The sequence below is a fragment of the Marinomonas sp. PE14-40 genome (assembly GCF_051623805.1).
Classification (GTDB): Bacteria; Pseudomonadota; Gammaproteobacteria; order Pseudomonadales; family Marinomonadaceae; genus Marinomonas.
Genome location: NZ_CP130700.1, coordinates 1076968 through 1100914, shown reverse-complemented (window position 1 = coordinate 1100914; position 23947 = coordinate 1076968). Strand labels below are relative to the sequence as shown.

The following is a 23947-nucleotide window of genomic DNA, read 5'->3' as shown; positions in this document are numbered from 1 at the left end:
AGCTAATTAGGTTCTAACATATCTAATAAGCAAGATTGATAGGCAATATTCCTTCTAGGCCTTTGAACTCATCAAGTCGTTCTTTGAGACGTATACCAAAATCACTGTTGTTTACTTGTGGGGCACGGGTTTTATCCGTTTCATAGTTGTTTTGTCTAACTTCATCCGCAAGACTAGGGTGCTTTAGGCTCACTTGCTTATCTCTTGCTTGAATTGACAACTGACCGATTAAATCAACATTATGCAACCAGCTAAAACGATTCACGCCATGAAAGAGGAAGTTTTCATCTAAATACCTGTCACTAAGCTGAATCAAATACTGCATTAAATGATGATGTAACAAATGAATGTTTGGTTCACTTAATATTAGAGTAAATGGTGTTGGGCACAGCTCAGGCAGCTTACTTTTAGCATTTTTGAGGAAGCAAAGATCGATAAGATATTGAAAATGTGCTGCTTCATTATGTGTTATTTCATGATGAGGTAACTTTCTTAATTCAAAGTTGAGTAGTGTAAAGTGACCGTGGTCATACTGAATTCGATCTAGCAGACTTTGTATCGCTAATGGATTTAGCTCATCAAGGCACTCATCTGTTTTGTTAAGCAAGGTATGGCTTAGCAGAGGTAAGTCGTGATGATTATTAAATGGAGTGCTGGTTTTATCTGAATGAGATAATCGGAATAACTCTCTAATTTCGTGTTCTCGTGCTTTTTTGAGCCCTAAGAAGGCCGTTTGAATAACTTCGGAACTAGGTAACTGTGGTTCAATACGCCATTTACGACCATAGACTATTTTGTAATGTGCTTGGTCTTCATAGCTGAGATAATTGTCGTAGCCTATAACGCCAACTTGTAAATAAAGGCCAGTTTTATCCTCACAAACAAAAATAGGGTACTCAGCATCAAATTGAATATCTTGAATGAGCTTCTCAATCGAAGCCAGTGTGTGCTGATACCGTAAGTAGTGTTGTGGAATGCATTGAGTATTATTATCTAAACAAATAAAAGGAGCGTGCTTAATAGCAGACTCACCTAGGTGTAATGGAATCGCTTTGCTCATCATAAACTCTTCAAAGGCTCTTATAAGACAAAGAAATGGAGTTTAATCAAGTATACTAATGGGCGGAAGTTGCAAAATATGCACACACTCCTACTAAAAATGCACCAGCTGTTTACCTGTAAATATGCTCAAATATAGTGTATTGCTAGAGAATAACTTCTTATTAATTTAAATATAAACCTAGATAGGGATGAGGCTTCAATACTTGTCATTAAATCAATTAGCATGCCCTTTGTGTCATCAAAATAATGGCTGTGGTCTCAATAAAATAAACAACAAGGTTTGCTGGTGTGAATCGATAACCTTAGTTGAGAAAACGCCAGATATGATCGATGAATTAGGCGTGATTAAAGGTACTAAGGTCAATCTGGCCGAGTTAGAAAAGACTCAATCTTGTTTATGCCAAAAATGTCTAAACATGTTTAATAGTCTGATTAAAGAGCTTTAAAGTCTGATTTACTCATTCATATCATACTTTTTGCTTAGCGTTATCACATCGTTAATCGGCATGGGTTTGTAGAAGTAAAAACCTTGAATAAGCTCTACTTTTAGGCGTTTTAAATAATTCAATTGTTCTTCTTGCTCTACACCTTCAGCGACAATTGACAAGCCTAATCTATGGGCCAGTAAAATAATGTGCTCAACAACATAGCCTGAACGTATGTCATGAGGTATTTTTTTCACAAAGGTGTAATCAAGCTTGACCACATTAACCGGTAAGTTCTGTAAGTAAGCTAAAGAGGAATATCCAGTTCCAAAATCATCAAGGGCGACATGAAATCCCGCAGCTTGTAACTGATTACTTATGATAATGGCGCAGTCCAAATCTTCTAGCATGCTACTTTCAGTTAGTTCAAATTCGATATACTTAGTATTCACATGATGCTTTTGGCAAATCCCCAAAAGTTCTTTCACAAGAAAGTCACGATTAAACTGGTAGGAAGACAGGTTAATCGAAATACGAAACCCAGGGCACTGGTTAAAATGATCAATTAACAATGACGCTTCGCTAATAATTTTACTAAAGAGATAGTTTTCAAGCTGGAGCATTAACTCTTTTGAGGTTTCAACAATGGGTAGAAAGTCTCCTGGTCTTAATACGCCTCTTTGAGGGTGCTGCCAGCGAATAAGGGCTTCAACCCCTTTAATTTCACCTGTCTGGCTACAGAGTTTTGGTTGATAATATGCGATGAACTCATTGTTCTTGATGCCTGCTGCCACCATATTTAAAAGGTTTTCTCTGGCCTCAATTGCTTCAACTATGGTGTTGGAGAAAAAAACTAACTTATCACTTTTTAGCCCTTTAGAGTGCTGCAATGCTTGTTCAAATCGAGTCGCAATTGCCGAATTATCAAGGATGAAATCAAGTTTAATACCACCTGAATGAAGCTTGATATTTTTATTTGAAATACTGATTTGCTTCATCAAATTATCAATATTTTGCTTAAATTCATCCTGACTATGGGCTGACGTTATGAAGGCAAACTTGCCACCATAGAGGCTATAACATTGGCTTTGTTTGTCTGAGTAATTGCTAATAATATTAGCAACACTTTTAATTAAATTATCTGCAATTTTAAACCCTTGGCTCTTATTAATTTTCTGTAGTTTTGCAATATCAATAATGGCAAGGTAGTGATTAGTGCGGTTTCGATTACGACAATCTTCAAAAAACAGCATCATGGCTGAGCGATTCTTCATGCCGGTTAAGGTATCTTCAAAGGCTTCTTTCTCAAGCTTTTGCATTGCAAAATCGAGCTTGCTTTTTAGCGTACGGTTCCAAACATAAAGCAGAATTATCATTAGTAAAGCCAGTATGGCGCCAATAATGCTATTTCTAATCCAAGATTTATCTTGATAAAACTCGTCATAAATTGCCTTACGTGTGAAAACCGCTTGGCCATTTGTGACTTCATTAAAAGTGTCAAACATGACAGCCCACCTATCAGGGCTGGTATAGCCTAGCGGGATTTTTTTTGCGTCTATTAGCTCAATTGTTTTATTCGCTTCAAACTGCTGATGTAAAAAGTTAAAAGGCTTAGGGTTGAGGGTATCCAAAGATAATATATGTTCAATAATTTCATCAGGGTATTTAATTGCATAATTCCAGCCTCGAATCACAGCACGACGGATGGAGGCGACGCGATCCGGGTGATTGTTAAGCTCAGATTGCGTTGTTGCTAAACTATCGCCATAAAAATCAATACCATAATCAAGAGGTGATAAGATATTAACTTGTTGGCCAAGTGCTTCTAACTGATAGGGTTCATTAGAAATATAGCCATAAATGGCGAAAACAGTGCCATCAATGAGTTTGTTTACATCACCATCATAAGGGTGTTTTGTGTAGCTGTTTGAAGGTACTCCATTTTTATTGAGCATGGCATCAATTTGGCCTGCCAGAGCCGCATCTGCCAGCATGAGCCTTTTGCCTTTTAATTCTTGTATATCTTGAACGTTATCTTCAATACGTGTCATTAAAATTTCAGGGGCGTGCTGAAAGATAGAGGTTACAATAATAACGGGTGAACCAAGAGCAAGTGAGTTTATTGATTCACTGCCAAGCACGGCATATTGGCTAGAGTTATTGATGAGTTGATGTAAATGGTTTTTATGAGGTCCGCCTTCTATGAGTCTGACATCAAGGCCTTCTTCTTCAAAATAGCCTTGCTCTAAAGCTGCATAGTAGCCAGCAAATTGAAATTTGTGATACCACTTAAGGTGAATGCTAATGGTCTCGGCCAAAGAATGTGTCGAATATAAAACGAGGACGAGTAACGCCATCAGGTTTCTGAATGACATTAGCATTGTGTGAGCATCTCTGGTTTAAACTGATAAATAAAAAGTGCGTTACCATCAATCAACATATTTAACGAATCCGTTAGCTATAATATTAAGATAAAAATGATTACTTCCATTCCTCTAAGTATAACCTTTTTTCCCTAATAAGATTTATATTAACTAGGTCAATTGTAGTTTTTTGTGATTTGTCTGGCGAAACTTTATCAAAATTTTTCATAGATGAAAAATAAGTTTTTATGCTAGAGAAGTGAAAAGAGTATTTTTATAAGTGATTGATAAAAATGAATAAAAACTAAATTAGTCTTATTTAATGTAAATGGGCAAACCATTAGAGAAAATGTCTAAAAATTTTTATTGTGTACTTAAATAGTTAAAACTAACTTTTTTGATAGGTGAAATTAAACGTCTCTTCAATAAAGTAAATTTAGCTATCTGGAGTAGAAAGTTGTTATCTGACTAGTGTATTTGAAAAATTTTTCTTGAAAGTGTATTGGATTATATTATCTTATTTAAAGAGATCTAATTTATTCAATACAGGACATGATGCTAATGAACTTTACTTTGAAGCAGCTTCGCTATTTTGTAAAAGCGGGTGAATTTAACAGTGTCACTAGAGCAGCAGAAACTCTGTTTGTCTCCCAGCCTTCCATTTCTTCCGCTATTTTACATTTAGAAGATGTTACAGGTTTACAGCTTTTTGTGAGACACCATGCACAAGGGCTTTCTTTGACGCCCGCTGGTAGGCAATTTATTTTAAAAGCAAAGCAACTACTCGCGGATGCTGAAGGGCTTGGGCATTACGCCAATACATTGGGTGAAGATGTCGCGGGTACTTTGAGGATTGTAGGTTTTCCCACTTTTACTCCCATACTTCTACCTTCTTTGATGAAAAAGTTTGTCGAGACTTACCCTGACGCAAGTGTTCAATGCGATGAAAGTCACCATAAAGATATTATCGAAGACTTGATTGATGGTCGCTACGAGCTTGCATTAACCTATGATATGCAAATTCCTGCAGAGATTGAGTTTGAACCCATTGTTGAATTTCCTCCCTATGCCATCTTGTCTCAAGATCATCCTTTATCGCAAAGAGACACTCTGAGTTTAAAGGAGCTAGTTGAATATCCAATGGTACTTTTGGATTGGCCTATGAGTCGAGATTACTTCTATTCACTGTTTTTAAGTCAGGATCTAGAACCTAATTTTGCTTACCGAGCTCAATCCTTAGGCATGGTTCGAGGATTAGTTGGTAATGGTTTTGGTTATTCACTGTTTAATACACCCCTTGCAACAAACTTAGCCTTAGATGGCTCGCAATTAATTGCCATTCCTTTAACCGATAATTTAAGACCGCTGAGGCTTGGTGTTGCCAAAGTTGCTCAATTTAGACTGACACCTGTTGCGGATGCTTTTATTGAAATGCTGAAAGAAAGGGCGAGTGAGCTTACCGACTCTGTCTTTACGGATAAGCGTCTCTATAAAAACTTAAAATAATCGCTGGTTAATTTGTTTGCATAGAAAATATTTATGCAAACAAATAAAATTAAATATTTTACATATGCACTAGGGCTTCTTAATCTGTTGCTATAGATACGCTTACTTTACCTTCTACTGGTTGGTGAGCTTAACCCTCTATATCAGTGGATTAAAAAATGACTGTCCTAAAAAAAACAATTAAATCGGTTTTACCTTGTGATGATTTAAGCAAAGCTGAGTTTGATGAATTAACGCAACTCTTTCAGCAGCAAAAATTAAAGCAAGGAGAAGTATTCCAAAACGACTTGCTGAATTCTGATGTCATTTTGCTTGTGTCTGGACAATGCCAAGTGATCTATAAGGGCATTCAGAAACACTTTAATGCCCCATCTTTGTGTAATCCTTTCTTAGTAAAAATTAACGCTTCTAGCTTAGGTGATATTTGTGTTGTAACCGAATCTGCCCTGTTCTTAAGTATTAATAGAAAAGCTTTATCAGCTTGGTTAGATACCAATCAAAATACAGCGCTATTGAGTCATGCCTTTCTTAAATTAGAAAACAATCGTCTTAATGCGCAAGCATTAAACGTACAAAAATTCCGCACTGAGAAGGACTTACTTGGGGTCCGTGAAGTTGAACAAGCGGCGCTGTATGGTATTCAAACCCTGCGCGCTCAAGAGAATTTTGCTATTACTGACATCAAAGTTCTGCATTTCCCTCAGCTTGTTAGTGCACTTGCAATGGTCAAGAAGGCGGCAGCTAATGCGAACTATAAATTGGGTTTGTTATCACAAGAACATAAAGATGCTATTTGTTTAGCCTGTGATGAAATTATTGCAGGAGAATGGCACGAGCACTTTGTGGTTGATGTCATTCAAGGGGGAGCGGGTACGTCTACCAACATGAATGCTAACGAAGTAATTGCTAATAGAGCGTTAGAAATTATGGGGCATAAAAGAGGTGAATATCAATATTTACACCCGAATAACCACGTAAACCTATCCCAATCCACGAATGATGCCTATCCCACTGCGATACGTTTAGCTATTTTGTTGAGTCATCAGGAATATGTGGATGCCTTATCGGATCTTTGCTATCAGCTCAAGCAAAAAGCGGTGGAATTCTCAGATGTCATCAAAATGGGACGTACTCAATTACAAGATGCTGTGCCGATTACTTTAGGGCAAGAATTTGATGCTTGGTACTTCACCATGAAAGAAGATATCTCAGAAGTGAAGGATGTCATTGAATATTTCAGAGAAATTAATCTTGGAGCGACAGCTATTGGAACTGGAATTAATACAGACCCTGAGTATTCAAGTTTGGCCATCGAAGAGCTGTGTCGTATCTCAGGTAAAGAACTGGTTAGAGCAAGAAACCTCATTGAAGCAACGTCTGATATGGGAGCCTTTGTTACCTTTTCCAGTGTGCTGAAACGTAATGCCGTTAAGCTATCTAAAATTTGTAATGACCTTAGGCTTATGTCGAGTGGACCCAGGGCTGGGCTGCAAGAAATTAACTTACCGGCTATGCAGCCAGGTAGTTCAATTATGCCGGGTAAGGTCAATCCAGTCATCCCAGAAATGGTTAATCAGGTAGCGTTTCAAATTATTGGAAATGACATCACGATCACTATGGCAAGTGAAGCAGGGCAGTTGCAGTTGAATGTGATGGAACCAGTGATTGTATTTAATGTTTTACAGTCCCTACGTCTACAAATTCGTGCTGTGTCTACTTTGTCGCAAAAATGCATAAAGGGTATTACTGCCAATGTTGAGCATTGTCTTGATACCGTAAATAACAGTATCGGAATTATTACTGCCCTTAATCCTTTTATTGGCTATGAAAATGCCACCCGAATTGCGAAACAAGCCTTAGAAGAGAGAGCCAGTGTAAGAGACCTTATTTTGGCTGAAGGCCTGTTATCTGAACAAGCTTTGGATGATGTGTTGAGTGTAGAAAACATGACAGCACCGCGAAAAATGCGTGTTAAAGAGCCAATGCAGTTAGTTTGAAATTAAAAATTAGACTAGAACTATTTAAATAGAACAGATGTTGGGCAAGTTGTCCCGATTGGAGAATAGAATGAAAAACAAACAAGACTGGTTAGATCTACAGCAAAAGATTGAGCTTAAACATCAGGCTTTTATTAACGGAAAATTTGTGGATGCCAGTGATCATGGGGTATACGACACTATAAACCCTGCTAATGGTGAGCGACTAAATCAAACGGCTGCTTGTTCAGAGCAAGATGTTAATGCCGCCGTTAAAGCTGCTAGAGAATCATTTGAAACAGGTGTTTGGGCAGACAAAGCGCCAGCAGAAAGAAAAGCGGTATTAAAGAAACTTGCTGCCCTGATTATGGAAAACCACGAAGAATTGGCATTACTTGAAAGTTTAAATGTGGGCAAGCCAGTACAAGACGCAATGAATGTTGATATACCTGGCTCTGCTGCATGTTTTGAGTGGTATGCCGAGGCGATTGATAAGCTCTATGGTGAAGTAGCGCCAACAGATAAAAACAATATCGCCACGATTACCCGTGAACCAGTAGGTGTCGTTGCAGCAGTCGTACCTTGGAACTTTCCGTTAGATATTGCTGCATGGAAACTTGCGCCTGCATTGATTAGCGGTAACTCGGTTGTGTTAAAGCCCGCTGAGCAATCGCCGCTGACTGCATTAAAATTAGCTGAGCTTGCTCAACAGGCTGGTCTACCAGATGGGGTTTTGAACGTGGTAACAGGCCATGGTCATATAGTAGGTAAGGCACTAGGTTTACACGAAGAAGTAGATTGCCTTGCTTTCACCGGCTCAACCCAAGTCGGCAAATTATTCATGGGCTATTCTGCTGCTTCAAATTTAAAACAAATTTGGCCAGAGACAGGCGGAAAAAGTCCAAATCTGATTTTTGCTGACTGTGATTTAGATGCTGCAGTAGAGCATGCTGCCTTTGGTATTTTCTTCAATCAGGGGGAAGTTTGTTCTGCAAACTCTCGTATTCTAGTGGAATCCAGTATTAAACAAGCTTTTTTAGATAAGTTTGTGGCGAAAGCGAAATCGATGAAAGTCGGTGATCCCCTTGATGCAGATACTCAAGTGGGTGCTTTAATTGATCAACAGCATGCCAGCAATGTTAGAGCTTGTATCAGTCAAGCGTTAGAGCAAGGTGCAAGCTTGGTAACAGGTGGTTTAGGTGATGAAAGTACAGCCGTAGTCGCACCAACAATTTTTGATAATGTTAACCCTGAAATGGCGATAGCCAAAGATGAAGTCTTCGGTCCTGTGGCTGCCATTATTGCGTTTGATTCTGAGGAAGAGGCAATCAAGATAGCGAATGACTCCATATACGGATTGGCTGCTTCTGTTTGGACTCAAGACTTAAATCGAGCACACAAGGTCTCTGCGAAATTAAAAGCGGGAACCGTTTCTGTGAATACTATGGATGCTTTAGATTTCTCGACACCATTCGGAGGTTACAAACAATCTGGATTTGGCCGTGATTTATCGTTGCATGCACTTGAAAAATTCACTCAATTAAAAACGACTTGGATCAAGCTTGCTTAAGCTGTCTTCGTAAAAAAGAAGCACAGAGTTTGATTGGCTCTGTGCTTTTTTTATTTAGAACCTATGAGTGATTTTTATCAAGGCTAATAAAGGTTTAGCTTTACCATCTAATATAGTTGAGCTTTACCACCTGATATAGCTGAGCGTTCTTTTCTAAATTTATCCCCCAACTTTTAGTCGTTTTACCTAAGCGGTAAAGCGTATTTTGAGATTCATTTAATTCGGAGTTATTACATGCAAGATATTAATTTATGGCCGCTTGAGGGGCTTGACCCACTCAAGAGACAATCTCTTTTAACGCGAACAGAAGCTGACCTAAGCCTTTACCTAGATCAAGTTAAGCCAATTATAGAAAAAGTTAAAAAAGAGGGTGATCAAGCATTGCTTGAATTTACTCAAAAGTTTGATGGTGCCAGTTTAAATTTAGATACCATTCAAGTAACAGAGCAGGAGTTTCTAGATGCCGAGACTGAAGTTAATGACGAAACATTAGACGCTATCAAGTACGCCTCTCAAAATATCCGCCAATATCATGAGGCGCAAAAGCCACAAGAAATGGTAATGCAAGAAGTAAGAAGCGGGAGTTATGTTGGTGAAAAATACTTAGCAATTCCTTCTGTCGCTTGTTATGTGCCAAGAGGAAAGGGCTCCTTTCCCTCTGTGCTTATGATGAATGCTATTCCTGCTGTTGTTGCGGGAGTTGAACAAGTGGTAATCCTAACGCCACCTGGACCTGATGGTCGTGTTGACGCTGCAACCCTCGTTGCAGCAAAAGAAAATGGCATCAATCAAGTATATAAATGTGGCGGAGCACAGGCCGTTGCAGCTGTGGCATACGGTACAAATACACTACCCAAATGCAGTAAGATAGTCGGTCCAGGAAGTCCATGGATGATAGCAGCAAAACAACACCTGGCTCATTTGATTGATCCAGGGATTCCAGCGGGTCCATCAGAGTCTATAGTGTTTGCTGATGACACTGTTGATGGTGCCTTGGCTGCTATGGATTTATTAATTGAAGCAGAGCATGGACCTGATTCATCAGCCTATTTAGTGACGACTTCGTCTAGGGTTGCTCAAGAAGCAATCTCAGCCATTCCACAGCACTGGTTATCTATGAGTGAACTGAGAGTTGAATATTCAAAAACTGTTCTTACAGGACCAATGGGCGGTATTGTATTAGCGGATAATATTGAGCAAGCCTTTGAGTTTATTAATGACTATGCGCCAGAACATTTACAAATTCTAAGTCAGGATGCGTGGAAGTATTTGGGTAAAATTCGTAATGCAGGTGAGGTTTTATTAGGTCAGCACTCCCCAAGTACCTTGGGTAACTTTGTTCTAGGCTGTAATGCAGTTTTACCCACCTCAGGGGCTGCTGCAACGGTATCACCTTTATCCGTGATGGATTTCATGAAGTTTATGTCTGTGGCGTATGTCACTCAATGTGGATACCCAGAAATGGCCAAACATGCGAAAGTTCTTGCGACTTATGAAGGGTTTGATGCCCATGCGAATGCGGTATCTGATAAACGAAAAAGCCTAATTAAATAAACCGTTAAGGTTCATTTAAAGCGGTGCTAGTCACCGCTTTTTAGTGCGTATTTAACGTGACGTTAGGCTATTAGAATTTAAATGGTGTCAGTGAAGGTCATGTTTTGCAGGCACAAAAAAGGGTAGATGGGAGAACATCTACCCAAAATGAGCAACTTGGGAAGTTGCTCATAAGGCTGGTGGGTGTTTTCAGCCTATAAACTTATAAAAAACCGTCACGTTTCAAATCTTGTGTGGTGGCTTCAATACTTTCTCTTAAAGTGCTCACTAAGAAATCAACATTCTCTTTTGTGAGGGTGAGTGGTGGCGATAAAACATTCATGTGTGCCAAAGGACGAACAATCAAACCGCGAGCCTGACAATGATCTGCAATACGATTACCGACTGCAGCATCAGGGTTGATTAACTCTTTAGTTTCTTTATTGGCAACATTCTCAATACACATCATAAATTTACGACCACGTACATCACCAACAATAGGCAAATCACCCAGTGATTTAACTTGCTCTTCGAAATATGCCCCCATATCCATAACGTGTTCACAAAGTTGTTCACGTTCCATGATTTCGATATTTTTAATGGCTGCAGCACAGCTAACCGGGTGCCCAGAGTAGGTATAACCGTGGGTAAATAAAGCACCGTCTTCCTGTGGTACGCTGATAACATCGTAAATATCATCAGACATTATAGTTGCACCTAAAGGCAGGTAGCCTGATGTTAGGCCTTTTGCACAAGTAATCATGTCAGGCACTATGTCAAACTCATCATCAGATGCAAACATATGTCCTAAACGACCAAAGGCAGTCACCACTTCATCGGAGACATAAAGTACGCCATATTTGCGACAAACGTCTAAAGAGCGTCTGTGGTAACCCTTAGGAGGGACAATAACACCACCCGCACCCATGATTGGTTCAGCAAAAAATGCAGCAACATTGTCAGGGCCTAGTTCAAGAATTTTATCTTCTAACTCTTGGATTTTCTCATCGCAGAAAGCTTCAATGCTTTGATCATTGGGTCGACGATATGGATTAGGGCAAGAAATGTGGTGCACTAGCTCTTCTTCGATATCAAAGCCAATGTGGTCAAATTTCACACCTGTAATCGACATGGCCATATAAGTACTGCCATGGTAACCATCGATTCGAGAGATGATTTTCTTTTTCGATCTTTTACCTAACTGATTAAAGTAGAAGTGAATAATACGGACAGCGGTATCGTTGGCAACTGAGCCACCACAACCATAAAATACATGGTTTAAATTACCTGGAGCGAGTTCTGCAAGCTTGGCAGAAAGTTGGGCCGCTGGCACGGTTGTATGGTGACCAAATGAAGAATAGTAAGGAATGTTCATGATTTGATCGGCAATGGCTTGTGCCATTTCTTCACGGGCATAACCAATGTTAACGCACCAAAGGCCGCCAATGCCGTCAAGGTAGCGCTTACCTTCACCATCAACCACATGCACATTGTCACTGTCAGCGAGGATCATAGAACCTTGCTCTTTGAAGGTTGAAAAGTCAGTCCAAGGGTGAACGTAGTGATCTTTATCTTGTTGCCACACTTGCTTCATATTGATGTTTTTTGTATTGGACATTTTCGAGATTACTCCTCAATGAAAATTATTATTCTTTTATCTGATCACTCTAAGGTAGGCATTTGTTAGGTATAAATAAAATATTAAAAATTTTACTTAAATATTAAAAAAACCTATGCAGAAGTGGGTAAAGATAAAATACGTCAAAACACCTCACCTGAAGAGTTAAGTATAGGAGATCTGATAATGAGGAAAATGCTTATAAAAAGGAGGCTTAAAGCTGTTAGAGGAAGTCGAGGTAAGTTTTAAAAAACAACAAAACCCGTAAACATGAAGTTTACGGGTTTTATCTCAGATCAGAGTATTAGCTTAAGGGAGCTACTACTTTTGTTTGAGAATTTCATCAATGTCTGTGGCTTTAAACAGAGGTTTACCCATGACAAGTTTTACCCAAAGAACACCAATGACAGTTACTAAGCCTAATACAACACCTGCAGCACCAAATATCTGAGCACTTAACTCTGGTGCTGGTGAAGCGTAATAAATCGCATAGAGCATACCCATGATACCAACGATCTGAGGGATAGGATAAAAAGGTGTCTTATAAGGTCTGGCAATACTTGGATAACGTTTACGTAAAACAAGTACGTTTATATGTGTGATGATATAAGCCAGTAACCAAGCAATAGCTGCTGAGATAAGTAATAAGCCGATTGAATCAGGCTGATCTCTTAAAAGCAGCATAGGAATCCCCGTGATAAAGGCCACAAACACAATGGCGACCCAAGGGGTTTTCTTTTCTTTAGTCAGTGTTTTGAACTGAGGGAAAGCTTGACCATTTTTAGCCATACCATAAAGCATTCTTGGAATGGCAGCTAACGAAGTGTTAACCGTACTACAGGTTGCGGTAATGGCTGCAATAGCTAAAAACATGAGACCTATATCACCAAAGACCGCTTTAGCAAAGTCATAATGGGGAAGACTAGAATTCGCTAGATCGTCTGCAGGAATATAAAGCAGGGCGCCTAAGCAATAGAGAGTGATAGTGATGAAAATAATGGTTACACCAATCATCATAGAGCGCGGTATATTCCGGTTCGCATCTTTTGACTCTTCCACTAAAGGGCAGACAAATTCAGCGCCAACAAACCCCCAAACAGCTAATGCCGCTAAGGTGAGAACTTCGGCGCCTAATGGATTCCAGTTAGTTACCAAATCAATAGTTTGATTATGAGGTGCTGAAATCTCAGTGACAGCAGATAGGCCAAGTACTAGCAATACAACAACCATTATAAAAGCTAATGTGGTTTGCAGTTTGGCAAAAACATCTAACCCCATTAAGTTTAAAAAAGTAAAAATGGCGAGTAAGCCAAAGCCAACAGTATATTGAGGGAATATACCTGGGTAAATTTTCTCAATAATAAAGTCTACTAGAAGCAGCTCAGCTGACAATGCGAACATAGCAACGACCACATAGCCAGAGAAAACCGCCAAAATGGCAGGGAAGTGACCAATGGCGGCTTCAGTATAAGTACTCAAGCTACCCGCTCTTGGTATCATTAATGAAAGTTCTGAAAAAGACATGACGTAGGTGATTGCAAGCAAGTAGGCAATGGCTAAAGGTATTATAAAACCTAAACCCGCAATGCCTGCGCCTTGTAGCATGAGTACCATCACGCCTTGTGAAACAACTAAACCAATAGCGACCGCTAAAAGCGAACCTAAACCTAATATTTTATTAAAGCCTGTTGATTTTGATGTATCTGTTTTAGCCTGATCGGCATTACCATAGGTGGTGGGGTTTGACATCTTTCGCTCCAAAGAGAGTATTTATTGTTATTTGACTCGGCTATTAAAATTTAAAACCTGTTGTTCACTTACCTGTTAACGAATTAGGCTCTTAGTACAATTTCTTGAATCCTTTTCAAAGATGACATGTCATTGTTTAATCTTAGTGGATTAGCGCTAAAGAGTGCTCTGTATCAGTTTTTGCTGATAAATTAAGAGTACGTAGTCTTGCTTTATTATTAAAATATTAAAAATCACTTTGCTGCATAAATATTTTTTATCCAGATGTTATTGTTATGTTTTTACCTAAAACATGAATAAAAGTGAGAAAAACACCTGTTTTAGGCTTAAAAAAAGCCAATAGAAGGATATCTATTGGCTTCTTGTTGTCACAAAAGCGTTTATAGAAGCAGTTGTGTCCAGACTTTATCAACCAGTTTTTGAGCAACAGGAGAACAAGCTTGGGTAAACTTCACTCTCACTTCAGGGAAGATTTCAGGTGAGTTATTCGGTTTGTGCTTAGCATTTTTCGCATTAATGATGAAACCGGATGAGTGACCATAATAATTGTATTGGGTTGTCGCATTTGCTTCTTGGCTGATCCAGTTAATAAAGGTCTTGGCATTCTCAGTATTACGAGACCCTTTTGGTACCACTAATGCATCTAACCAGCCTATTAACCCTTCAAGAGGCTGGGCATAAATAACCGGGGCGTTATTCTCCTTTCTGGCGCGCATTGTGTCTCCATCCCACCAAGAGTGCATGGCAACCTCGCCTCCAGCAAGGCGTGAGCTGATATTGTCTGAACTATACACAGCGACATAAGGCTTTTGCTTTTTAAGTAGCTGATAAACGCGCTTCATTTCATTACTATCTTCGCTACAAAAATCGATTCCTAGATAAGCTTGTGCAGCAGGGATGATTTCATCTGGTGTACTAAAGGCGGCAATTTTACCCTTCATGTCTTCATCTGGTTCAAAAAACTCTTTCCAAGAGTTCCCTGGACCTGAGTATATCTCTGTATTAAAAGCAAAACTGGCTGTGCCATAGGCAAAAGCAATGGAGTAATCATTATTTGGGTCCCACCATTGTCCTTTCCATCTTGGATCAAGGTTTTTAAATGCCGGCAAAGATTTAGCGTTAATATTTTTAAGTAGGTCTTCCTGAATCATAATTTTAACAAAATGCTGGCTTGGCATAACCAAATCATAATCACTTGAACCTGACTTTAGTTTTGCTAATAAGTCTTCATTAGAGGTGTAGCCGTCTAAGGTGACTTGTATGCCGGTTTCTTGCTCGAACTTCTCTATTAAGCTTGGATCAATGGATTCAGACCAAGTATAGATATTGAGCTTTTCAGCGGCGTTAACCGAAAGAGAAAGGCCAAGGGCGGTAAGTCCTGCTAGGGTAGATTTTGCAAATTTCATAGTGCTTATCCTTTGTTATTTTTATCGAGGTTACTTATTACGTTTAGAAATCATCCAAGCTGGGGTGACCAGTAATAGGGAGACCAGCATGATGAGGGTTGAAATAGCATTTAACTCAGGTGAAACCCCTTGTTTGACCAGTGAGAAAATATATACAGGTAAGGTGGTTGCTCCGCCGCCTGACACTATGCTGCTGGTAATAAAGTCATCCATTGAAATTACAAAACTGAGCATAGCGCCGGCAAAAATGCCGGGTAAAATTAAGGGTAAAGTAATGCGCTTAAAGGTAATCCAAGGGTTGGCATATAAATCTTGCGCTGCTTGTTCTAAGTTATTCGTCATACCTTGAAGGCGAGCACGTATTGGCAAAAAGGCAAAAGGGATACAAAAACAAGCATGGGCCAGAATTAATTTGGTTAACCCATCTTGTAAACCGAGTTGTGAGAATAGAATCAATACAGCGACCGCAAAGACGATTTCTGGCAACATAAGGGGTAAATTAATGACTGTCTCAGATAGCTTTACATGCTTAACTTCTTTTCCTCGTGATAACACAAGGGCCGCTGCAGTGGCGATGCTGGTGGCAATAATAGTGGCGACGGTGGCGACGGTTAGTGAAACCTGTAAGGCATTCATTAAACCTTCATTTTGTAAGGCACTGAGGTACCATTTGAATGAAAAACCTTGCCAAACAGAGACAATCTTATTGCTGTTAAATGAGTATGCGATCACGACTAAAATTGGTAGATAAAGAAATAAAAAGAAAGCGATACTTATTAGGCCAAAGCCTGGATAGTGTTTCACATCTTTATTTTTTCCCGTGAAAAAACGCATGATGGCATTTTGTTTATTTGAATAATTCATACGGCACTCCCTTCAACAATAGGGCGAGAACTCTTTCGGGCATTCCACATAAGAAAGAGCATAACGATGATGAGTAACACCACGGCAAGGCTGGCACCAAACGACCAATTTCTAGCAATGCTAAATTGGTTTTGAATCAAGTTCCCCATCATCATTGTTTTGCCGCCACCTAGTAGCATAGGTTCGAGTACCGTGCCTAAACATGGAACAAAGACGAGAATAAAGCCTGCCACTATGCCAGGTTTACATAAGGGTAGAATGATTTTTGTTAAGGTATTTAATCGGGTTGAATAGAGATCGCTTGCTGCTTCTGTAAGGCGAGCATCAAGTTTTTCAATACTGGCGTAAATAGGTAAAATCATAAGCGGGATATAGCTATAAACCATACCGACTAACATGGCGTTATTGTTATATAGAAGGCTATCCATACCTGAAGTGAGACCTAAGAACGTCAGGCTAGACTCTAAAACACCATCATTACTTAAAATCAAAACCCAGGCATAAACACGAATCACCATGCTGACCCAAAACGGTAAGGTAATAAGATAAAGTAGTAGGGCTTTGGTGCTCGTTGATTGTCTTGATATGTAATAAGCGACAGGAAAGCTGATTATTAAACAAATGATGGCAGTAGCGGATGCTAATAATAGCGTACGAGCTATGATAAGAAGATATTGAAAGTTTAGATTTAAATTATCGTCCCAGTCATAGGTAAAGAGTATTTGCTGGTAGGATTCTAAAGAGAAAACCGCTTCGTATCCTCCATAGGGGTCAGATGTCATCATGGAGACATAAAAAATGATGCCAAGTGGAATAATCATTAAGAAAAACATTACTAAATAGGCCGGCATAAGGCCTATTAAATTCCAAGATAACCTTGCTTTAAAAGGCATGCTAATTGACGAACTGTGTTTTTGAGTCCTGTTTATAATCTGGTTCATTGTGTTAATACCCTTACTGAAGATTGTAAGAAACCAATGTTGACCATTTCATTGATGCCATAGCTTGTGTTGTTACTAATATGGTTACGCTTAGACACCTTTAAGCTCTGTCCCTGGGTGGTACGAACCGTATAATGGGTGTAACCGCCCATATATGTACGCTGGGTAATCGTGCCTTCTAGGTTGATATCCAAACCTGAACTGTTTATTGAAATTTTTTCAGGCCGTAATGAAAGGGTGGCATGACATGATTGATTTTCGATTAAACCGTTGAAGCCAACTTGTGCACTGGGATCTAGTTCAAGATCAATACCTAGAGGGGTTTTGACACTGAGATTTTGGTCCTTTCCTTTATTAATCACATCCACATTTAAGAAATTGGTTTCACCGATAAAATCTGCAACAAACTTATTTGCGGGGTTTTCATAAATTTCTGCTGGCGTACTTAATTGCTGAATATCACCGTTTGCTAAAATGCAAATTCGGTCTGACATCGCCAGAGCCTCTTCTTGGTCATGGGTGACGAAGATAAAAGTGATACCCGTATTTCGCTGTAGTTGTTGTAATTCATCTCGCATAGCTTGTCGAAGCTTGAGATCTAGTGCTGATAAGGGCTCGTCTAGTAATAAGACTTTGGGTTCTGGAGCTAAGGCGCGAGCTAAGGCGATACGCTGTTGTTGACCGCCGGACAGTGCTGAGGGCATGCGTTTAGCAAACTGTTTCATATGAACAAGATTTAACATCTCGTCCACACGGGCCTCAATTCGTTCTTTTCCCCAACCAATCATCTCCAGACCAAATGCAATGTTTTGCTCAAGACTCATGTGGGGGAAGAGGGCGTAGTTTTGAAACACGGTATTTACTCGACGTTTATGGGCTGCTAAGGACTGAATGTCATCCCCGTGTAGCTGAATCACGCCTGCATTAGGTGTCTCAAACCCAGCAATCATTCTAAGAAGGGTTGTTTTACCACACCCACTTGGACCTAAAAGGGTAAAAAACTCATTGTCTTTTATCTCTAAGGAGATGTTGTTGAGGGCCTGATAAGAACCATACGACTTTGAGATATTATTTATTTTTATTGCAATGCTCATTGTGCGTCTCTTCTTTTAAATGAATATGTGACTTGCCTTTGGGCTAATATTCGATAACTGTCTCTTTAATGTATGGGTTGATATATGTGATTTTGGATCGTGTGTTCAACTGGCATTAACTTGCTTGCTTTAAACTTTGTATTAACTTTTGCAAAAAAAGGTCACACTGGGCTAGTTGGTCTGCTTCAATAAACTCATCGGGTTTGTGCCCCTGAGCCATGCTTCCTGGGCCACACACAACCGTTGGAATATTCAGTTCTTGGCTAAATAAGCCGCCTTCAGTACCAAAATTAATATTGGCTTTCTCATGAGATTGAGCGAGGTTTCTAACATAGCTAACGACCTCTTCTGTTTCTGAGGTGCTTAAGCCTGGATATTGTGTAATTAATTCTATTTGGATATCACATTGCTCACTGATCTCTTTCATCTCTTTGATGAGTTCATTGGCAAATGCTTTAAAGTCAGTAAGTAGTTGGAAAGGATCTTCTTTTGCGATATTACGCATTTCAAAGGTGAACTCACAAAAATTCGGAACGATATTGAGTGCTTGTCCACCATTAACAATGCCTGTATGTACCGTGCTATAAGGGATGTCGTAGTTAGCGTCAAAAGGGCCAGATAACTTTCTTTGAATTGCGGCTTGTTCTAGCCAGTGTATTAGTCTGGCAGCATAGTTAATGGCATTGATACCCATAGGTGCCATGCCTGAGTGGCACTCTTTACCTATGACTTTGACATGCGCAGCGATCTTGCCTTTATGACTGGTCACTACCTGCATAGAGGTAGGCTCACCAATGATGCAAATCGCAGGCTTTATTGTTTGCTCCTTTAGGTTTTCAATTAGCTTTCTTACACCAACGCAGCCAATTTCTTCATCGTAAGAAAAAGCCAAGTGAATGGGAGTGTTAAGTGTATGGGCTTGCATGTCTGGCACACTGGCTAATACGGCAGCCACGAAACCTTTCATATCACTGGTTCCACGGCCATAGTAACGATTATCTAATTTCGTTAATTGATAGGGGGCTTGTGTCCAGTTTTGACCTGTAACAGGTACCGTATCTGTGTGACCTGACAACATGACCCCAGGTTTATCTTGTGGGCCTATAGTTGCATATAAATTGGCTTTGCTTTTTTCTTGGTTATAAACCAAGCGACTGTCCACATTGTGCTCGGCAAGAAAGGATTGTACAAACTGCATTAAGGCAAGGTTAGACTCACTGCTGGTGGTATCAAAAGCGATTAAGTTGCTTAAAATGTCTGTGGTTAAAGTATCTTTCATTATCTTGCCTTTAAATCGAGTTACGTTTTTTGAATCAAATGCTCGTTTTTGTTTTCTTGCTAAAAACTGATTGAGATCATTCTCTGATTGATAACTTGAGGATAAGTCGGAATTTAAAGGCAATAAAATATTATAAAGTTGTTAATTGCATTAAAAATAATAATGCAATATTGATATTGATTCTGTTTTTTTAAATGCTGTGTTTTTTATATTTTCAACGTAGCTATCTCTATGAAAAATAAGATTTATTTAGGGATGTGTTTAGTTTTTTGAATCAAAAGAAGAGGGGGTGATAGGCTAAAAACTATCCGTAAATTAACTAAATCAGAGGTACTCACTGACTTAGTTAATTTGAACGAACTCTTTATTCGTCTCCAGGGACGCCATAGGATTCAGAGTTGGCGGGATCTGTAGCGCGAGTGATATAGGCTTGCATTTGTGGCTCGTATGCTTGCCATAAAGACTCTAATTCGGTGAGTGGGTCATCATGCCAGTCAACCCTCAAATCTATGATAGGCCATTCAGGGTCTGAACAGACTTTTAAACCAATAGATTGAATTGGACCCATTTCACCTCCCGCTTCAAGTCCTGCTTTTAGTGCGAGCAAGAGACGGTCGGCAAGCTTTCCTTTACTTGACTCAAATGCTGCTACCATCGCTTGGGGAACTTGATCGTTCGCTAATAAGTTGCCCATAGCAATCACATTTTTACCTTTAGCAAGGTTGTGAATGCCTAATGATTGTTTACCGCTAAAGGTCGCACTATCGCCATTCGCCGCAAGTACACCTAATTGACGCCATTCAATATGAGGTTCTTCTAACTTAAGCTGTTCCATGACAGATTGAGTGTCTGAATAAGCTTTGTCTTGTAATAGCGCTAGTGCGCGAGGCCCTAAATCTGGATTAGTGATATTCTGGGTAAGGGCAATGCCAACTTTGGATTTTACAAAATGGCAGCGGCTAGCAACACAAATGCTAGATGAGGTAATGATGCTGCCAAGCATACCTGTATCTGGGCAAACGCCAGCAACAGAAAAAGTCATTATGACTCTCCTTGTGTGCTTGTGGATTGCCAATCATCGGGAATGACTGCGATAACATCTATCTCCATTAACCATTGGGCTTGTGCTAATGCTTGTACAACTAAACCTGTTGAAATAGGGTAAACGCCTTTAAACCACTTTCCTGTTTCTTGATAAACTGCTTCACGAAATCTAGGGTCAGTAATATAAGTTGTTGTTTTTACCACATGACTAATGTGAGAGCCTGACTCTTCTAGTAATTGATTAACATTTTTCATGGCTTGTTTTGCTTGAGCACCAGGGTCACCCAAACCAACTAGATTACCTTCAAAGTCAGTACCTACTTGTCCACGTACATATACGGTATTGCCGGCACGAACGGCTTGGCAAAGATCATTGTCTAAACTTTGGTTGGGGTAGGTTTCTTTAGTATTGAACATACGAATTCGAGTATGTGTTGGTGTACTGCTAGACATGAAAAGCTCCTTACGCTATGTCGCATTCTTAAAACCATACGATGGGTTAAAGCCGCCGCTGATGAGTTTTAATGCAGCATAAGAAAGCCTATTAGATAAATAAAATACTATTAACTTTCTAGTTGCATTAGAAATAATAATGCAATGGTTTTGAACGTCATAAAATACGATTTCGACCGTTTATTTGCGGAAAAACACACATTGCTTTTAAAAATTATGTGCCATACTTAGCTCACTTTTTATTCAATTAGGATGACTGATGGAAAGTTTCCCTGATAAAACTTGGCATGATTACCTTGCAAAAATCAAAACAAAACCTCATCGAGAAATTCTAGAGAAAGTTATCGCTTTACTACCCGATGATATTCTGTGCGCTGTAGATTGTGGCTGTGGGGTTGGAAATAATAGTCAGTTTTTAATTGATAATGGGATTAATGTTCATGCTTTTGATAAAGACCCCAATGCGGTAAATTTATGTCGTATGCGCTTTTTAGATGACGTTAATTTTGCAATTTGTCTCAGTGATTTAAGTTCCTATATATATCCTGCAAACAGTTTGGTACTTGCTTCTTCTAGTTTCTTCTTATGTGATCCTAAACACTTTGAAATCTGTTGGTATAATTTATCTCGTTCAATCCAAGTTGACGGTTTATTTTGTGGTGACTTTTTAGGAATAAACGACTCTTATGTAAAGCAAGATCCGGATAATATCTTAGCCTTGAGTGAAGCTGATATTAGGCGTCACTTTTCGTCATTTGAGATTATTGATTGGCATGAAACTAATCGTATGGGAATCAGCTCATCAGGCGAAGATGTTAATCGTCACAGCCATACTTTGTTAGCTCGTAAATCTCAGCAATAAAAATCACGTCATAAAATTCATTTTATGCATTAGCCCAACTAATAAATAAAATTAACTTTTCTAGGTTTAATCCTCTGTCTGAAAAAATAGTTTAACTAATGCCACAACTTAGCTTGGTAAACTCAATTAATATTTTCAAATAAACCGTAAAACCCCCTAGATCATCTTAACCTAATGTTACTTAAGTTGTAGTATTGTAACTAAATGACCAATATTTTTACCTAAACGTAATGGAGTGTAATATCTTTTTAGATATTACTTTTACAATTTAAAAAATTGGATGGATTAAATTTTCTAATAAGGTAAGTGTATTATGTTTGTAAATCTTAGCTTTAAAGCAAAACTAAGTATTCTTCTCATCAGTGCTATCAGTGGATTTATTATCGTCACCTTAGTGGCGTTAAATGGATTAAATACTCAAACAGAATCTTCCAACCGTCTGCAAACTTTATCTGGAATTGAAAGTAATCTAGATGCCCTTGAAATCGCCATGATGAAAGAATATGAAGCGATGTTTGAGGTGAATGATGATAACTTTCAAGCTTATGTTGATCAGATCAATATGGATAAAATAGAACTGCTATTAGGCCTTGAAGAAGATGTTCTTATGATTGACTCAGCTGAAGGTCAGACTCATCTAGAAGCCACTATGGTGAGTTTAACGAATTTTTCTGATGCACTGGGTTATGTTGTTTTACAAAGACAACGCTTGGGGTTTAGTGGGCAATCTGGCCTTAAAGGAGAAATCGCAGGTTTGGGCGATAAGGTATTAGCCGATGTGGGCAAGTTAAGTCTAGTGAAACGCTCATTTTTACCTGTGCGTGAAGCTGAAAAAAACTATGTCTTTGAGACCACACAAAATAACCTTGATACCTTTATGGCAAAATTCAATGAGTTCCATAAAAGAGTGCAAAACTTTGGTTTAGAAGATAGGTTTGGTGAGAGCATAAACGCTTATCTTGTTGCTGTTGAAAAACTGACGAAAGAAACGCTTAAAACCAGTGCCGCCGAAAATGACTTCAAACTCCAACGTGCAGAGTTTGATGTTAAGCGTGATAATGCCTCAGATTATTTGGCTAGTATGACGAATAACGCCACAGAGTTTGCGAAGAAAAGCTCTCAGCAAGCCAGTTTTACACTGATTGCAGTAAGTGTCATTGTTGCTCTTTTTGCTGGTATTCTTATGGCATTTATTGGAAAAAGCGTGAATCGTTCACTCAATCAAATTATTCGGGACTTAATTAAGGTTCAAGAAGGCGATTTGAGTGCGAGACTAGCAATCAACGCAAAACGTAATGATGAGTTTGATGCCCTTTGTAATTCGGTAAATGCGATGACAAATGGTCTAGGCTCTGTTATTGGTGATGTTGTACAAACCACTGAAGAAGTAAATGGTATGGTGAGTGAACTTAACCTTGCTGTTACTGATATTGCAGACAGTAATAAATCGGTTAATACACAAACAAATTCATTGGCGGCTGCAACAGATCAAATTTCTGCAACCATTTCAAATATCGCTAATACAACTAGCACATTAAGCTCTCAATCAAAGGATACTTTTGAGTCAGCAAAAAACGGTGCTGAAACCATTAAAGATGCGCTTGATAATTTGTCTATGACAGTTGGGTTTGTTAATAAAACCAGTGATCAACTTAATGATCTTGGTAAATTGTCGAAAGACATTGATGGCGTCATCTCAATGATTAATGATCTTGCTAATCAAACCAATTTACTTGCTTTGAATGCCGCAATTGAAGCCGCAAGAGCAGGGGAGGCCGGTAGAGGTTTTTCTGTCGTCGCTGATGAAGTCCGCTCGTTAGCTGAAAAAACAGTTGAGGCGACATCGAGTATTACAGCGATAGTGAGTACCATTCAAACGTCGACCAATAATGCTATTACTACCATGAAAGATGGGCAAGAGAACTTAAAAGCCATTGAAACATCGGGAGAAAAAGCCGCTCAAGCAATGCGAGAAATTGAAGTCAACGCACAAACAGGAGCTGACTCTGCTCATAATATGGCGATATCTATTCAAGAAGTGTCTAAAACCTCATTACATATGAGTGAAGAAATGGATGCTATTGCCCAGCAACTGCAAAAAGATACGGACTCCATTTCAACCATTGCGGATAGTACGAATCAGATTAATTCGCTTGTAGATCACCTGGATACAAAAACACGTGTTTTCACCACGGTTTAACC

General features: G+C 39.1%; 18 protein-coding genes. 7 read left to right on the top strand and 11 right to left on the bottom strand.

The features are described 5' to 3' along the window. Nucleotides 1-22 precede the first annotated feature (22 nt). Nucleotides 23-1060 carry a hypothetical protein gene (locus tag Q0A08_RS05000; protein WP_438465346.1) on the bottom strand — a complete coding sequence of 346 codons (1038 nt, stop codon included), beginning with the start codon at nt 1058-1060 and terminating at the stop codon, nt 23-25. 205 nt (nt 1061-1265) lie between these two features. On the opposite strand from Q0A08_RS05000, the gene Q0A08_RS04995 reads away from it, so the two are divergent. Then, nucleotides 1266-1508: a cysteine-rich CWC family protein gene (locus Q0A08_RS04995; protein WP_438465344.1), complete on the top strand. Its 243-nt coding sequence runs from the start codon at nt 1266-1268 to the stop codon at nt 1506-1508. A gap of 8 nt (nt 1509-1516) precedes the next feature. Here Q0A08_RS04995 and Q0A08_RS04990 read toward each other — a convergent pair whose 3' ends face one another. Continuing rightward, nucleotides 1517-3844, bottom strand: coding sequence for an EAL domain-containing protein (locus Q0A08_RS04990; RefSeq protein ID WP_438465342.1), 2328 nt, complete (start codon nt 3842-3844; stop codon nt 1517-1519). A gap of 567 nt (nt 3845-4411) precedes the next feature. Here Q0A08_RS04990 and Q0A08_RS04985 point away from each other — a divergent pair. The 4 genes from Q0A08_RS04985 to hisD all read left to right on the top strand — a co-directional run bounded on the left by Q0A08_RS04985 (nt 4412) and on the right by hisD (nt 10456). After that, nucleotides 4412-5356: a LysR family transcriptional regulator gene (locus Q0A08_RS04985; protein WP_438465340.1), complete on the top strand. Its 945-nt coding sequence runs from the start codon at nt 4412-4414 to the stop codon at nt 5354-5356. Between the two features lie 158 nt (nt 5357-5514). After that, on the top strand, nt 5515-7353 hold the full coding sequence (aspA, locus tag Q0A08_RS04980; protein ID WP_438465339.1) for an aspartate ammonia-lyase: 1839 nt from the start codon (nt 5515-5517) through the stop codon (nt 7351-7353). Nucleotides 7354-7423: 70 nt separating this feature from the next. Then, nucleotides 7424-8902, top strand: a complete 1479-nt coding sequence (locus tag Q0A08_RS04975) for an aldehyde dehydrogenase (protein ID WP_438465337.1) — start codon at nt 7424-7426, stop codon at nt 8900-8902. Between the two features lie 234 nt (nt 8903-9136). Beyond that, nucleotides 9137-10456, top strand: a complete 1320-nt coding sequence (gene hisD, locus Q0A08_RS04970; protein WP_438465336.1) for a histidinol dehydrogenase — start codon at nt 9137-9139, stop codon at nt 10454-10456. A gap of 202 nt (nt 10457-10658) precedes the next feature. On the opposite strand, the gene Q0A08_RS04965 is transcribed toward hisD, so the two are convergent. The 9 genes from Q0A08_RS04965 to Q0A08_RS04925 form a co-directional block, all read right to left on the bottom strand. Continuing rightward, complete coding sequence (locus tag Q0A08_RS04965; RefSeq protein ID WP_438465334.1) at nt 10659-12053, bottom strand: aminotransferase; 1395 nt, start codon at nt 12051-12053, stop codon at nt 10659-10661. A gap of 321 nt (nt 12054-12374) precedes the next feature. After that, on the bottom strand, nt 12375-13802 hold the full coding sequence (locus tag Q0A08_RS04960; protein WP_438465332.1) for an APC family permease: 1428 nt from the start codon (nt 13800-13802) through the stop codon (nt 12375-12377). 380 nt (nt 13803-14182) lie between these two features. Continuing rightward, the gene (locus Q0A08_RS04955) at nt 14183-15208 is read right to left on the bottom strand and encodes an extracellular solute-binding protein (RefSeq protein WP_438465331.1); all 1026 of its coding nucleotides are present in this window, start codon (nt 15206-15208) and stop codon (nt 14183-14185) included. Nucleotides 15209-15238: 30 nt separating this feature from the next. Beyond that, nucleotides 15239-16072 carry an ABC transporter permease gene (locus Q0A08_RS04950; RefSeq protein WP_438465329.1) on the bottom strand — a complete coding sequence of 278 codons (834 nt, stop codon included), beginning with the start codon at nt 16070-16072 and terminating at the stop codon, nt 15239-15241. Next, nucleotides 16069-17013, bottom strand: a complete 945-nt coding sequence (locus tag Q0A08_RS04945; protein ID WP_438465328.1) for an ABC transporter permease — start codon at nt 17011-17013, stop codon at nt 16069-16071. Before Q0A08_RS04945 ends, Q0A08_RS04950 begins: the two co-directional genes overlap by 4 nt. Then, on the bottom strand, nt 17010-18107 hold the full coding sequence (locus Q0A08_RS04940) for an ABC transporter ATP-binding protein (RefSeq protein WP_438465326.1): 1098 nt from the start codon (nt 18105-18107) through the stop codon (nt 17010-17012). Before Q0A08_RS04940 ends, Q0A08_RS04945 begins: the two co-directional genes overlap by 4 nt. Before the next feature lie 115 nt (nt 18108-18222). After that, nucleotides 18223-19386, bottom strand: a complete 1164-nt coding sequence (gene argE / locus Q0A08_RS04935; RefSeq protein ID WP_438465325.1) for an acetylornithine deacetylase — start codon at nt 19384-19386, stop codon at nt 18223-18225. Between the two features lie 364 nt (nt 19387-19750). Continuing rightward, a complete protein-coding gene (locus Q0A08_RS04930) occupies nt 19751-20428 on the bottom strand; it encodes a DUF1028 domain-containing protein (RefSeq protein ID WP_438465324.1) in 678 nt (225 codons plus the stop codon). Further along, nucleotides 20428-20883 carry a RidA family protein gene (locus Q0A08_RS04925; RefSeq protein ID WP_438465323.1) on the bottom strand — a complete coding sequence of 152 codons (456 nt, stop codon included), beginning with the start codon at nt 20881-20883 and terminating at the stop codon, nt 20428-20430. Before Q0A08_RS04925 ends, Q0A08_RS04930 begins: the two co-directional genes overlap by 1 nt. Nucleotides 20884-21142: 259 nt before the next feature. Here Q0A08_RS04925 and Q0A08_RS04920 point away from each other — a divergent pair, with 259 nt between their 5' ends. Both Q0A08_RS04920 and Q0A08_RS04915 read left to right on the top strand, forming a co-directional pair. Further along, nucleotides 21143-21745 (top strand): methyltransferase domain-containing protein, encoded by a 603-nt coding sequence (locus Q0A08_RS04920; RefSeq protein ID WP_438465322.1) that lies wholly within the window; start codon nt 21143-21145, stop codon nt 21743-21745. Between the two features lie 313 nt (nt 21746-22058). Then, entirely contained in the window at nt 22059-23945 is a 1887-nt protein-coding gene (locus Q0A08_RS04915; RefSeq protein ID WP_438465321.1) for a methyl-accepting chemotaxis protein, read from the top strand. Nucleotides 23946-23947: the final 2 nt, after the last annotated feature.